Here is a 13,127-nt window from a genome sequence, read left to right as displayed (position 1 = left end):
CAGGCCTGCCCCAGACCCGCGACGTGATCGCCCTGATCAAGATCGACGGTGAAGTCGTCGCGTCCAAACCATTCGACGTCAACTAAGCAAACACCCCATCCCACAAAAAGGCCGGCCATCACTGGAGGACCGGCCTTTTTTGCATGCGCTGCTTGCTCCAATCCACAAAACAACCCCTTAAACCGTTTCATCCTGCTCACGCAGGCGGGATATATCCGAAATATTGCGCGCTCACGCATTTGCGCCCAGCTGTAACCTGTGAACTCATGTTTCAATTCACCACGGTCCAACGGTATCAGACGCACAGAAAGAGCTATCAGCTCGTGCGTAAATGCACCGCGAGACTCCAGGGGCAAGCAAACTGGCTGTCAAGACATTAACCTCTTCACACCATTCACCTTTTTCTTGATCGCCCTCCGCCTTCTCGTCGTGCCTCGAATGGCCCATCTTGGTTTCATGAAATGCAGCAAACCGCTGCCTCACACATCAGGATACCCAAGGAAGGGAACCAAACCATGTCTATTAAATCCACTATCCTCGCATCGGCTGCCGCCGCTACCGTCGCAACCTTCGGCGTCGCCGACACCTATTTTGAAACCGGCCGTACGCTCGAATCCGATGACACGCTCGAACTGGGGCTCATCACCACTGACAACGCGGCCATTCTGGAAATTTACGATTACCACACTGGTCAGCAAGGCCGTCTTCTGGGCCAGCAAAACCTGCACGTCGGCGCAAATACTGATGTTCGGGTCGATACTGGCCTCCCCACTCGCAAGGATGTCATTGCCATCGTGACGATTGACGGTCAGGTCGTCGCCACCAAGCAGTTCGACATCGAATAACGTCACCCACATCGCAGCAGCAAAGCCGGTACCGCAAGGTGCCGGCTTTTTTCTTGTGCTGCGGCGTCAGCGATACTTGTTTACAGATTCTTAGCGTGGGATTGTGACCTTCAAGAGCATAAAACAACAACAGGTCCCCACTCATGAGCGCTGCCACGCTTCTTCGTGATGTCTTTGGCTTTGATGCCTTCCGGCCCGGCCAAGAGGAAATCGTCGAAGCGGTGGTTCGGGGGCAGAATACTCTCGCCATCATGCCGACGGGCGGCGGCAAATCCCTGTGTTTTCAGTTGCCTGCACTGGTGCGCGAGGGGATCACAGTGGTCATTTCCCCCCTGATTGCCCTGATGCGCGATCAGGTCCGCGGCCTGCGCGAGGCCGGGGTCGAAGCAGGCGCGCTGACATCCGGCAATACCCAGGAAGAAACCGATGCAGTCTGGGCCGCGCTTGAGGCTGGTACACTGAAACTGCTTTACATGGCGCCTGAACGGCTCGCCTCTGGCGGGACCATTCAGATGCTGCACCGGGCCGGGGTCAGCCTGATCGCCGTGGATGAGGCGCATTGCGTCAGCCAATGGGGCCATGATTTTCGGCCAGATTACCTGCGGATTGGCGAATTGCGAGAGGCGCTTGACGCCCCCCTCGCCGCCTTTACCGCCACGGCGGATGCGGAAACACGCGAAGAGATTGTTCAGAAACTCTTTGCCGGCCAGCAACCCGCCACCTTCCTGCGTGGGTTCGACCGGCCCAATATCCACCTTGCTTTCGCGGTCAAGGACGGCCCCCGCAACCAGATCCTGAACTTCGCCGCCGCCCGCAAAGGCCAATCCGGCATCGTCTATTGTGGCACGCGGGCCAAGACCGAAACGCTGTCGCGCGCGCTGGCCGATGCGGGCCATCCCACCTGCCACTATCACGGCGGGATGGAGGCAGAGGACCGACGCATCGTCGAACGCCGGTTCCAGCAAGAGGACGGTCTGATCGTCTGCGCGACCGTGGCTTTCGGGATGGGGATCGACAAACCCGATATCCGCTGGGTCGCCCATGCCGACCTGCCCAAATCGATTGAGGCGTATTATCAGGAAATCGGACGTGCCGGGCGCGACGGCGCGCCGGCGGAAACGCTGACCCTTTTCGGTCCTGACGACATCCGGTTTCGCCGCCAACAGGTTGACGAAGGTCTTGCACCACCGGAACGGCGCGCCGCCGATCACGGACGGCTAAACGCCCTTCTGGGACTGGCAGAGGCGCTGTATTGCAGGCGGCAAACCCTGCTTGGCTATTTCGGAGAGGAGGCCGCGCTCTGCGGCAACTGCGATCTTTGCGACAAACCCGCCGAAATCTTCGACGCCACCACACCCGTGCGCATGGCCCTGTCTGCCGCGCTGCGGACCGAAGAATGGTTCGGTTCGGGCCACCTGATCGACATCCTGCTGGGCAATATGACCGACAAGATCCAGCAACGCGGGCATGACAGCCTGCCGACCTTCGGCGTGGGCAAGGAGTATGACAAACGGCAATGGCAGGCGATCTTTCGACAGATGATGGGGCATGACCTGCTGCGGCCTGACAGGGACCGGCACGGGGCCTTGCGGATGACCGACCATGCGCGCCCGATCCTGCGGGGCGAGGCGACGATTGAGCTGCGCAAGGACACGATCAAGGCCGCCAAATCCGGACCAAAGGTGCGGATGCTGGTGAACGAAGAAGACGCGCCGCTGCTGTCTGCGCTCAAGGCCAAGCGGCGTTATCTGGCCGAACAGGCCAATGCGCCCGCCTATATCATCTTCAACGATCGCACGCTGATCGAAATGGCAGAACGCAAACCGCGCACGCTGGACGAGATGGCGCAAATCGGCGGGGTCGGCGCCAAGAAGCTGGAAAGCTATGGCAAGGCGTTTCTGGAAGTGATCGCGGGTGCCGTCGAGGATATGCACCCGGCCCGGCGCAAACTGGCCGGACGGACCGAAGGGGCGGTCTATGACCGGTTGTTGGAGGTTCAGGCCAATCTGATGCGCGGCCCTCATGGGGTGGACAAACCAATGAGTTGCTCTGCCTCAGTGATCGCGAAAGTGGCCAACCTGCGGAATCCTGACATGGACCACCTGACACGGGTCATTGGCGACAAATATGCGGAACGTTTCGGTGAGGCGTTTCTGGAGGTGCTGGAGGGCGGATGACTACCCACACCCAATGTTTGCTGGTGGCATAATTGGCGAGCTTATACGCAGTGGTGGCTTTGCGGAATTTTTCAAACATTGACTTTGGTAGACCGAAGGCATGCTTTTGCTATTGTTTTTTGGGTTTTTGTAGAAGACATCTCATTGGCAGATCAAGAAAATATAAGGAAATCAAGGCCTTGAATCCAGTACGATATCCCGAAGGCTGGATAGCTCCAAATAAACGCCGGGCGCACCCGGACCACATTAAGGTTTCAGGTTACTGTATGTCCGACGGGTTGGAGCATTAGTGGGATGTTAAGAATGGCGTTATTCGCACCAATGACCCAGCCATAAGCATGTCCTTCTATTCATATCACGCCATTGACTACATAGGACATTCAGAAGCAAAACTAACTTCAACGGAAGCTTCGTGACAATCACACAACCCGCCGAACCATTGGAGCGGGTGTTGTTTTCGCCAAATTTTCAAGAGCCCACACGAGGGTGAATTTGTCTGACATGTGGATCATATCTTTAGAAAGTTCGAACTCCCCGACCACGAAAGGTATCCTTGGGTGAGCCAAGCTCGTGTTTTGCCGACAGCGTCTGTGAGGGGCATGGATCGCTTCAAAAACATCAGCCAACAAAACAAGTCCATATATTTAATCATGACACTCTTGTTTCGGCACCGTGGAGTGCCGGGCAGAGCGGCGATTGGAGAGGTAGTCTGAGGCACGCTAGTTTTTGGTATTGAGTTGAAGCACTTGCTGCGAGGTAGACGTTAATTGGGCAACCTTAATTGGTGACTAAAACAGGCGGTGATTCTAACCGATAACAGATGTACTCCGGGGTCGCAGCATCCGTCAGCATGAGTTTGGACCAGCCGTTCAGTCAGCGACTGTGCCTTTCGAAATACCTGCCAACACGACCCCACCAAACCTTGACCCTCCATGCAGACCACTCTAGCAACCGCGAAATCTCAAGACGGACAGGGCGATGGCACGTAAACGCAAAGGGCGGGATGTTTCGGGTTGGCTGGTGGTGGACAAGCCCGCTGGCATCACGTCGACCGCTGTGGTCAACAAGGTCCGCTGGGCGCTGGAGGCGAAGAAGGCGGGCCATGCGGGGACGCTGGATCCTGAAGCGACCGGTGTTTTGGCGGTGGCCCTGGGCGAGGCGACAAAGACAGTGCCTTACATCACCGATGCGCTGAAAGCCTATGTCTTTACGGTTCGTCTGGGGCAGGCCACCAATACTGACGATGCCGAGGGAGAGGTGATCGCCACAAGTGATCTGCGCCCGGATGACGATGCGATCAAGGCGGCCCTGGGCCGGTTTGTGGGTGACATCATGCAGGTGCCGCCCCAGTTTTCAGCCGTGAAAATTGACGGTCAGCGTGCCTATAAGAAGGCCCGCGACGGCGAGGAGATGGAACTGGCCGCCCGCCCGTTGTGGGTGGAGGAATTGTTGCTGGTGGACCGCCCCGACCCGGACCATGTCATTCTGGAAATGACCTGCGGCAAGGGCGGTTATGTCCGCGCTATCGCCCGCGATCTGGGTGAGACGCTGGGTTGCAAGGCCCATGTCAAATCCTTGCGGCGTATCTGGTCCGGCCCGTTTCAGGCCGATGACGGGATCACGCTGGACCAGGTTGATGCGCTGGCCAGAACGCCTGAACTGGACGCCCATCTGCAGCCGTTGGAGGTTGGGTTGTCGGATTTGCCAGAGGTCCGCTGCCTGACAGAGAGCGTGGCGAAGCTGCGCAATGGCAACCCGGCGTCGGTCATCGCATCGAATGTGGAATATGGCGAAGAGGTCTGGGCCTCTTATGAGGGCAAGGCCATCGCTGTAGGGACCTATCGCGGCGGTGAAATGCAGCCCGCCCGGGTGTTTGTGGGATAAGATGGGTCAAGACCCATCTTACGGCGCGGCTTCTGCACCGCCATGATCACCCGCACTCACATCAAGGATGATGCGCCATCGACCGCCGTTTATTCAGAGTGCGAACGTTATCGCTATGCCCTGACCCGCATTTGGGATCCGGCGGGCAAGCGGGTCTTGTTCATTATGCTCAACCCGTCCAAAGCGACCGAAATCCAGAATGATCCGACGGTTGAACGCTGCGAAAGGCGGGCACGGGCGCTGGGGTTCGGTGCCTTTCAGGTCACCAATATCTTTGCCTGGCGCGAAACTGATCCCCACAAGATGCGCAAGGCGGCGGACCCGGTGGGACCGGAGAATGACCGCGTGATCGCGGTCGGGGTGGACTGGGCCGATCAGATCATTGCCGCCTGGGGCACCCATGGCGCGCATCAGGACCGGGGGCCTGCGGTCGCATCGCTGCTGCACGCCACTGGTCGCACAATCCATACGCTGGGTCTGACCAAACACGGGCACCCCAAACACCCGCTTTACATCAGCTACGCCCAGACCCCGGTGCGCTGGGTACGTTAACCCTAAGGTCAGTTTCCCGACCACGAACAGGCATGGATATGCTAGAACGCATGCTGACGGGTCGGGGGCGACCAGACATTACAGGTTTACCATGCTTGGGATTCTCGGATTGATGGGCGTTGCGCTATCCGCGTTTATGTTCAACGCCAGCGACGATAGTGATGATATTGAGGAAAAGCCTGCCAGAGAGCAGGATGATGAACCGTCCGTCGAAATCACTCCGCTGAATGAGCTGATCGACCCAAGTGATGATGACACGGTCATCTTTTCCGGTGACGGGGATGATACCGTGCAAACCGGGGCTGGTGACGATTACATCCATGGCGAAGATGGGAATGACCATTTGGCTGGCGGCGCGGGCGATGACGAATTGCATGGCGGGCGCGGCGATGACGTTCTGGACGGTGGGTCCGGCAATGATGAGCTTTATGGTCATGTGGGTGATGACATCATCGCCGGGCGCGATGGCGACGATATCCTGAATGGCGGTGACGGGGCAGATATCCTGATGGGCGGTGACGGCGACGACGCCTTGCATGGCTCGCTTGGCGACGATGTGCTGTTGGGCGGCGACGGGGCTGACACACTGCATGGCGGGTCCGGTGACGATGTGGTCTATGACCGGGGCGATAACATCCGCGATTTCCTCAATGGCGGGGCGGGCAATGATATCCTGAAGGGCGGCGCTGGCGACAACCTGCATGGCGGCACCGGGGCTGATACCTTTTCCCTCACTGCGGGCAATGACGCTATCGTTGAGGATTTTGATCCGGCCGAGGATATCATCGAAATCGACTATGACGGGGTCAAGCCAACGCTGTCTACGCAGCTTTCTGATGCGGGGCTGGTGCTGCTTGCGGATGGTGAGGTTGTGGCGACCTTTGCAAACCTGACGGATCTGGATCTGGACGCTGTGGCGCTTGTGGCGGCATAAACCCCTTTTCTTTTCGGCGAAATGACCCTAAACGCACCCATCCGCGCGTGGAATCACCACGAACGGACCCTCCACGGGCCTTTCTGGACGACATCCCGGATCGCGCCATCACCCTTCAACCAAAGGAGACCCCGATGTCGATTACTGCTGAAGACAAAGCGAAGATCATGAAGGATTTTGCAACCAAGGATGGCGACACCGGTTCGCCCGAAGTTCAGGTTGCCATTCTGTCCAGCCGCATCGCGACGCTGACAGAGCACTTCAAGACACACAAGAAAGACAACCACGGCCGCCGCGGCCTGCTGAAGATGGTTGCCCAGCGCCGCAAGCTGCTGGACTACACCCGCACCAAGGATGAGGCCCGTTATCAGGACCTGATCAAACGTCTGGGCCTGCGCCGTTAATCGGCGGATCATCTGATCTGTTTTCTAGAACGCCCGCCAACTGGTGGGCGTTTTTGTGACGGAGGGTCACAGTGGCCGGAATCCCCCATGGTCAGACAAGTGGCGATCTGTTGTCACATTATGGCCATAGTCGCCAAATAGAGCCGATTTGTTACGAAAACTGCGTGTTTCCCACACGCAACGCGATTTCGATTGTTTATGCGGACACAACTTATGCGAGGAATGTCTAAATGAGGTTACCACTCATTTTATTGGTTTTGATTTTAACCGGCTTGACCATGTTTTTTGCCAGCCGGACCGTCCCGAATGCGGTTGTGGACCAGACCAGCGCTGGCGCGTCCGCCGAACTGGACGCCGTGACGGCTGAATTCGAAGCGTCGCGTGCCGCATCGGCCGAGGAAATTGCCGCCCTCACCCAAACGATCGCTGATCTGCAGGCAGAGAGCCAGACACAGGCGAGCGACAGCGACACCGCGGTTGCCGAGCTTGAGCAGGTCGGCCAGCAGCTGGAAACGGCGCTGACCGAAGCCGAGGCGCTGAAAGGCGAAAACAGCGATCTGACCGAACTGGTTGCCGCAGCCCAGTCAGATCTGGCTGATCGGGACAGTCAGTTGAGCCTGACCGAAACGGAGATCGCAACGCTGAACACCCAGATCGAGGAAGCGCGCGCGGAAATCGATGCGCGGACTGCGCAAATCGCGGAGCTTGAAGCTGACCTTGCCGCTGGTGCTGCCCGGATCGCTGAACTCGAAAGCGGCGCTGCTGAAGTGACTGCGGACGCAACGGCGAACGAAGCCCCGGACGCTGGTGAAGCTGTGGCTGCGGCAGAGGCACGTATTGCCGAACTGGAAACGGAAATCAGCGACAAGACAGCCGCACTTGCAACCGCAGAGGAGCGCATGGCGGCATTATCGGCAGAGGCCGCCGATCAGGAGCAGGTAACAGCTGAACTGACCGGACAGGTCGCCACACTTGATGGCCAGATTGCAGCACTCAAGGAAGATGTCGCAAATCTGGCAAACACATTGGTAGAGCGTAACCGGGTCATCACCGAGCTTCGCGCGGCAAACACTGCTGCGGCGCCCGCTGCTGAAGCGGCAGAAACCGCAGCTGCTGCTGCCGAAGCGACAGCCGAGGCCGAGGTGGCCGAAGACGCTGCTGCGACCGAAGAAGCCGCAACCGAAGCCGAAGTAGCTGAAGACGCTGCCGCGACCGAAGAAGCGGCAACCGCCGATGAGGTCGCCGCAACCGAGGAAACCGAAGGCACTGAGGTTGCCGATGAGGCAGAGGCCACAGACGAGGCCGCCACAACTGAGGTGGCAGAGGCAACAGATGAGGCTGCCAGCACCGAAGCCGTAGAAGCCACAGAAGAGGCTGCCGCGACAGAAGAAGTGGACACCGCCGTTTCAGACGAGGCCGAAGTGGCTGAAGACGCCGCCGCGACGGAAGAGACCGGTGCTGCGGAAGTTGCTGAAGATGCATCTGGCACAGATGAGACTACTGAGCCCGAAGCCACAGAAGAAACAGCTGCTGCTGAAGAAACTGCTGCAACGGACGAGGCTGCGGACGCATCTGAGGTCGCAGAAGGTGGCGAGGAAGGTGGCGAGGAAGCCGATACTGAACTGTCGGCCATCGCCCAGTGTCAGAGCCGTTCCGATGCCGTGCTGGCCAGTGAAAAGATCAACTTTAACACAGGCACAACCACAGTCACCAACGCATCGGTTGCCCCGCTGGAAGAACTGGCGGTGATTGCGGCAGAATGCAGCGCGCAGGAACTGGCGCTTGAAATCGGTGGTCATACGGACAGCCAGGGCAGCGAGGACAATAATCAGCGGCTGAGTGAGCGGCGCGCAACTGCGATTTTCGATTTCATGGTCGAACGCGATGTACCGGCAGAAGCGATGAATGTTGTTGGATATGGCGAAAGCAACCCTATCGCTGACAACGGCACCGCCGATGGCCGCGCCGAAAACCGCCGTATCACGTTTGAATGGCAAGAGCGCTAAACAGCCCCCAAAGTCGGAGTTATCGATGTTTTCCTTTCTGACCCAAGTCCTCATCTACATGTCGTTCACCTTTCTTCTTGGTCTGGTGCTCGGTTGGTTGTTGTGGAAATTCGGCGGCTCAAAAGAAGCGGCCTCAATGGAATCTGAAATCAGTTTCTGGAAACAGAATCTGGAGCAGTCCCGGCTGGAGCGCGAGCAGGACCTGAACAAGATCGCGCGTCTGACTGAGGAGAAAGATATCCTTAAAAGACGGCTTGCATCGTTCAAGTCGTAAGGTCGTACCGGTCGACACATGACCAATCTAAGATCAGCCGTCCTTCTTGGGGCGGCTGATGTCGTTTTGACAATGAGTCCCCTGTAGGGTTAAGCGCCGTCGCAGGGCGCCAATATGCGTTCCGCATGCCGCCAAAAATCAATTCCTCTGCGTCAATACGCCAATTCAAGTGAAAACCACCGCGACGGACACTGCTGCCGATGCGCGCACCCCCTTTCCAAAGCCCCTGTTTTCCGTTATGGCCCGCCAATCTTGAGAGACCGGCGCCCGCATTCCAGCGCCTGACAAAGAAGATACCGGAATGAGGGGGAATACGCCCCCTACGTAGGAAGGCCGAAAGCGGCCAAACAGGAAAACATGATGTTTAACGAAGTGAAAAAATCGATGCAGTGGGGCGAAGAAACGCTCACACTGGAAACGGGCAAGGTTGCCCGCCAAGCCGATGGCTCTGTCATCGCGACGCTGGGCGAAACCAGCGTTATGGCCAACGTGACATATGCACGTGCCAAAAAACCGGGTCAGGATTTCTTTCCGCTGACCGTCCACTATCAAGAGAAATACTATGCCGCCGGGAAAGTCCCAGGCGGCTTTTTCAAACGTGAAGCCCGTCCCACCGAGAAAGAGACGCTGACTGCCCGCCTGATCGACCGCCCCATTCGCCCGCTATTCGTCCCCGGCTTCAAGAACGAAGTTCTGGTGATGTGCACGGTGCTGTCGCACGATCTGGTCAATGACCCGGACATGGTTGCGATGATCGCGGCCTCTGCCGCGCTGACGATTTCCGGCGCCCCGTTCATGGGTCCGATTGCTGCCTGCCGCGTGGGTTATGTGGATGGCGACTACATCCTGAACCCCGAAATCGACGACATGCATAACCTGCGCCTGAACCCAGAGCAGCGTTTGGACCTTGTTGTCGCTGGCACCAAAGACGCCGTAATGATGGTGGAATCGGAAGCCTACGAGCTGACCGAGGATGAGATGCTGGGCGCGGTCACCTTCGCCCATGAGCAGATCCAGCCTGTCATTGATCTGATCATCGATCTGGCCGAAGAAAGCGCCAAGGAGCCTTTCGATTTCCAGCCCGAGGATTATTCCGAACTGTTCGCAGCCGTCAAAGCCGCAGGCGAAGACAAGATGCGTGCGGCCTATGCGATCACTGATAAGCAGGAACGTACCGCTGCGGTATCTGCTGCGAAGGAAGAGATTGTTGCCACGCTGACCGAAGAACAGCAGGAAGACGGCAATCTGGGCGCTGCGCTGAAGAAACTGGAAAGCCAGGTTCTGCGCGGTGACGTTGTCAAGAATGGCCGCCGTATCGATGGCCGTGCCTTGGACCAAATCCGCCCCATCGTGTCTGAAACCGGCATCCTGCCACGGACCCATGGTTCGGCCCTGTTTACCCGTGGCGAGACCCAGGGTCTTGTCGTGACCACGCTGGGCACCGGCGATGACGAACAGATGATCGACGCCCTGACCGGCATGTATAAATCCAACTTCATGCTGCATTATAACTTCCCGCCCTATTCGGTCGGTGAAGTGGGTCGCGTCGCTGGCCCCGGCCGCCGCGAGATCGGCCATGGCAAGCTGGCATGGCGTGCATTGCAGGCGGTTCTGCCTGCGGCAACCGATTTCCCTTACACCATTCGTGTTGTGTCGGAGATCACTGAATCGAACGGATCGTCATCGATGGCGTCTGTTTGCGGTGGTTCCCTGTCCATGATGGATGCCGGTGTGCCGCTGAAGGCCCCTGTGGCCGGTGTGGCCATGGGGCTGGTGATGGAAGATGACGGATCTTATGCCGTGTTGTCCGACATTCTGGGTGATGAGGATCACCTGGGCGATATGGACTTCAAGGTCGCGGGTACCGAAAACGGGATCACGTCGCTTCAGATGGACATCAAGATCGCGGGTATCACGCCCGAGATCATGAAAAAGGCGCTGGAGCAGGCCAAGGCCGGTCGTTTGCATATTCTGGGCGAGATGGGCAAAGCCATCACTGGTGCTGCTGAATTCAGCGTGCATGCGCCGAAGATCGAAACGATGAACATTCCTGTCGACAAGATCCGTGAAGTCATCGGGTCTGGCGGTAAGGTTATCCGTGAAATCGTGGAAACATCTGGTGCGAAGGTCGATATCAACGATGACGGCGTGATCAAGCTGGCGTCGAACGATGCAGAAGCGATCAAGAAGGCCTATGACATGATCCATTCGATCGTGGCCGAGCCGGAAGAAGGCGTGATCTACAAAGGGACCGTCGTCAAACTGGTCGACTTTGGGGCTTTCGTGAACTTCTTTGGCAAGCGCGACGGTCTGGTCCACGTGTCCCAGATCGAAAATCGCCGTTTGAACCATCCTTCCGACGTTCTGAAAGAAGGTCAGGAAGTCTGGGTCAAACTTCTGGGCTTTGATGATCGCGGCAAGGTCCGTTTGGCCATGAAGATGGTCGATCAGGAAAGCGGCGAAGAGATCAAGAAAGAGGAAGCGGCTGAAGGCTGACATATCAGCCCTTTTCGGTTCTAAACTAAAGGAAAGCCCCGCTGCATCACGCATCGGGGCTTTTGTTTTCGCCGCTCGTTTTGCGCAACTGTGGCATGCTGATCACAACCCCAGATCGATTTGAACCTGCCATAGTTTGCCCATGTTTGGACACGTTTCGCACTATAGAGCGCTCAAATGAATTCAACCAAGGAAACTACTCACATGAAGAACTTTCTCGCAATTGCGACACTTGCACTTTGTGCAAATGCTGCCAGCGCCCAAGACGCAGGCGATATCTCGGCCGGTATCGGTTTCTCGTCACTTGGCGGAAATGTTGAAGCGGCTTACCGCATTGATCCTTCTTTTGGCGTGCGCGGCGTCTTTATCGGCGGCATCGACGAAAGCTATGAAGAGACCGACGAAGATGAAACATTTGAAGGCTCCATCGAACTGGGCGGTCTTGCTGTTCTGGCTGATTACTACCCAAATCAGGGTGACTGGCGGATCTCGGGCGGTCTGATGTTTTCACAGAACGAGATTAGCGCCACAGGCTCTGTCGATGTTGGCCTGACAACAGAAGATGCGACAATTTCGGTCAAATTCGAAAACGAAATCGCACCGATGATCAGCACCGGTTACGAATGGGGATTTGCTGACGGTTGGACGTTGACCCCAGAGGCGGGTCTGATCCTGACAGGCGGATTGGCCCTCGATTACACCGCGTCTGACCCCAGCGCGCAGGACGAGATCGACAACGATCCTGATGTTCAGGAAGCCAAAAGCGATGCAGAAGACATTGTCGTTCTGCCCTATCTGGCCTTTACGGTCAGCTACCAGTTCTGATCCTGAGAAAATCAGGGGCCGCGGATCATTACCGCGGCCCTTTTTGCGTTAGTCCTTCAGTTTGGTTGTCCGCAGATACGGCAACACTGTCGTGAAATCGCCGAACTTGGCTTTTGCGTCTTCGTTGCTGACGGTCGCAGGGATGATTACGTCATCGCCGACATTCCAGTTCGCCGGTGTCGCCACGCCTTTGCCAATTGATGTCTGCAGCCCGTCGAGTGCGCGCAGCACCTCAGCAAAGTTCCGACCGACCGTCATCGGGTAGGTCATCGACAGTTTCAGCTGCTTGTCGGGTCCGATGATAAAGACCGACCGCACCGTCGCGCTGTCAGCCGGGGTGCGCCCGTCGGGCAGGTAAGCCTCGGCCGGGAGCATGTCGAACGCTTTGGAAACTTCGAGCCCATCATCGGCGATGATCGGGAAACCGGCAGGCGCGCCGCCGACCTTTTCGATGTCGCCTTTCCACTTCTTGTGATCCTCAACCCCGTCAACACTGACACCGATCACCTTGGTGCCGCGCTTTGCCCATTCGTCGGCCAGTTGGGCCACTGCCCCGAATTCGGTCGTGCAGACAGGCGTGAAATCCTTGGGATGCGAAAACAGGATCGCCCAGCTATCGCCGATCCAGTCATGCAGTGCGAATGTTCCCTGATCCGTCTCGACCGTCAGATTGGGGATAGTATCGTTGATGCGCAGGCCCATCGCGTTTCTCCTTTAAATGCGGTGTCTT

The 13,127-nt window shown here is 57.5% G+C and carries 12 protein-coding genes; 10 read left to right on the top strand and 2 right to left on the bottom strand.

What is annotated here, in order from left to right:
* Positions 1-239, bottom strand: a 239-nt coding sequence (locus ACFWW2_RS27725; RefSeq protein ID WP_393934125.1) for a hypothetical protein, incomplete at its 3' end; no start/stop codon positions are given.
* A 276-nt stretch (positions 240-515) separates the two neighbouring features.
* Here ACFWW2_RS27725 and ACFWW2_RS27720 point away from each other — a divergent pair.
* The 10 genes from ACFWW2_RS27720 to ACFWW2_RS27675 all read left to right on the top strand — a co-directional run bounded on the left by ACFWW2_RS27720 (position 516) and on the right by ACFWW2_RS27675 (position 12,397).
* Positions 516-845 (top strand): hypothetical protein, encoded by a 330-nt coding sequence (locus tag ACFWW2_RS27720; RefSeq protein ID WP_393934123.1) that lies wholly within the window; start codon positions 516-518, stop codon positions 843-845.
* Positions 846-988: 143 nt separating this feature from the next.
* Positions 989-3,022 (top strand): DNA helicase RecQ, encoded by a 2,034-nt coding sequence (gene recQ, locus ACFWW2_RS27715; RefSeq protein WP_393934121.1) that lies wholly within the window; start codon positions 989-991, stop codon positions 3,020-3,022.
* 978 nt (positions 3,023-4,000) lie between these two features.
* The gene (gene truB, locus ACFWW2_RS27710) at positions 4,001-4,906 is read left to right on the top strand and encodes a tRNA pseudouridine(55) synthase TruB (RefSeq protein ID WP_393934119.1); all 906 of its coding nucleotides are present in this window, start codon (positions 4,001-4,003) and stop codon (positions 4,904-4,906) included.
* 42 nt (positions 4,907-4,948) lie between these two features.
* On the top strand, positions 4,949-5,458 hold the full coding sequence (locus ACFWW2_RS27705) for a DUF1643 domain-containing protein (RefSeq protein WP_393934117.1): 510 nt from the start codon (positions 4,949-4,951) through the stop codon (positions 5,456-5,458).
* Positions 5,459-5,549: 91 nt separating this feature from the next.
* Complete coding sequence (locus ACFWW2_RS27700; protein WP_393934115.1) at positions 5,550-6,392, top strand: calcium-binding protein; 843 nt, start codon at positions 5,550-5,552, stop codon at positions 6,390-6,392.
* A gap of 134 nt (positions 6,393-6,526) precedes the next feature.
* Positions 6,527-6,796, top strand: a complete 270-nt coding sequence (rpsO, locus tag ACFWW2_RS27695) for a 30S ribosomal protein S15 (RefSeq protein ID WP_393934113.1) — start codon at positions 6,527-6,529, stop codon at positions 6,794-6,796.
* A gap of 278 nt (positions 6,797-7,074) precedes the next feature.
* A complete protein-coding gene (locus tag ACFWW2_RS27690; protein WP_393934135.1) occupies positions 7,075-8,802 on the top strand; it encodes an OmpA family protein in 1,728 nt (575 codons plus the stop codon).
* Positions 8,753-9,076, top strand: coding sequence for a hypothetical protein (locus ACFWW2_RS27685; RefSeq protein WP_393934137.1), 324 nt, complete (start codon positions 8,753-8,755; stop codon positions 9,074-9,076). Before ACFWW2_RS27690 ends, ACFWW2_RS27685 begins: the two co-directional genes overlap by 50 nt.
* 360 nt (positions 9,077-9,436) lie before the next feature.
* Positions 9,437-11,572 carry a polyribonucleotide nucleotidyltransferase gene (pnp, locus tag ACFWW2_RS27680; RefSeq protein WP_393934111.1) on the top strand — a complete coding sequence of 712 codons (2,136 nt, stop codon included), beginning with the start codon at positions 9,437-9,439 and terminating at the stop codon, positions 11,570-11,572.
* A 204-nt stretch (positions 11,573-11,776) separates the two neighbouring features.
* On the top strand, positions 11,777-12,397 hold the full coding sequence (locus ACFWW2_RS27675; protein ID WP_393934109.1) for an autotransporter domain-containing protein: 621 nt from the start codon (positions 11,777-11,779) through the stop codon (positions 12,395-12,397).
* Positions 12,398-12,445: 48 nt separating this feature from the next.
* On the opposite strand, the gene ACFWW2_RS27670 is transcribed toward ACFWW2_RS27675, so the two are convergent.
* Entirely contained in the window at positions 12,446-13,099 is a 654-nt protein-coding gene (locus ACFWW2_RS27670; protein WP_393934107.1) for a peroxiredoxin, read from the bottom strand.
* Positions 13,100-13,127: the final 28 nt, after the last annotated feature.

Source organism: Yoonia sp. R2-816 (genome assembly GCF_046762905.1).
In the GTDB taxonomy this organism is placed as follows: domain Bacteria; phylum Pseudomonadota; class Alphaproteobacteria; order Rhodobacterales; family Rhodobacteraceae; genus Yoonia.
The sequence above is the reverse complement of the archived record's forward strand: the minus strand, read 5'-3'. Positions and strand labels throughout refer to the sequence as shown.

Excerpts from the sequence above, each read along its gene's own strand:
- pnp (WP_393934111.1), top strand. The coding sequence starts at position 9,437 with ATGTTTAACGAAGTGAAAAAATCGATGCAGTGGGGCGAAGAAACGCTC.
- ACFWW2_RS27685 (WP_393934137.1), top strand. The coding sequence starts at position 8,753 with ATGGCCGCGCCGAAAACCGCCGTATCACGTTTGAATGGCAAGAGCGCT.
- rpsO (WP_393934113.1), top strand. The coding sequence starts at position 6,527 with ATGTCGATTACTGCTGAAGACAAAGCGAAGATCATGAAGGATTTTGCA.
- ACFWW2_RS27705 (WP_393934117.1), top strand. The coding sequence starts at position 4,949 with ATGATCACCCGCACTCACATCAAGGATGATGCGCCATCGACCGCCGTT.
- ACFWW2_RS27670 (WP_393934107.1), bottom strand. The coding sequence starts at position 13,099 with ATGGGCCTGCGCATCAACGATACTATCCCCAATCTGACGGTCGAGACG.
- ACFWW2_RS27720 (WP_393934123.1), top strand. The coding sequence starts at position 516 with ATGTCTATTAAATCCACTATCCTCGCATCGGCTGCCGCCGCTACCGTC.
- ACFWW2_RS27690 (WP_393934135.1), top strand. The coding sequence starts at position 7,075 with ATGTTTTTTGCCAGCCGGACCGTCCCGAATGCGGTTGTGGACCAGACC.
- ACFWW2_RS27700 (WP_393934115.1), top strand. The coding sequence starts at position 5,550 with ATGCTTGGGATTCTCGGATTGATGGGCGTTGCGCTATCCGCGTTTATG.
- truB (WP_393934119.1), top strand. The coding sequence starts at position 4,001 with ATGGCACGTAAACGCAAAGGGCGGGATGTTTCGGGTTGGCTGGTGGTG.
- recQ (WP_393934121.1), top strand. The coding sequence starts at position 989 with ATGAGCGCTGCCACGCTTCTTCGTGATGTCTTTGGCTTTGATGCCTTC.
- ACFWW2_RS27675 (WP_393934109.1), top strand. The coding sequence starts at position 11,777 with ATGAAGAACTTTCTCGCAATTGCGACACTTGCACTTTGTGCAAATGCT.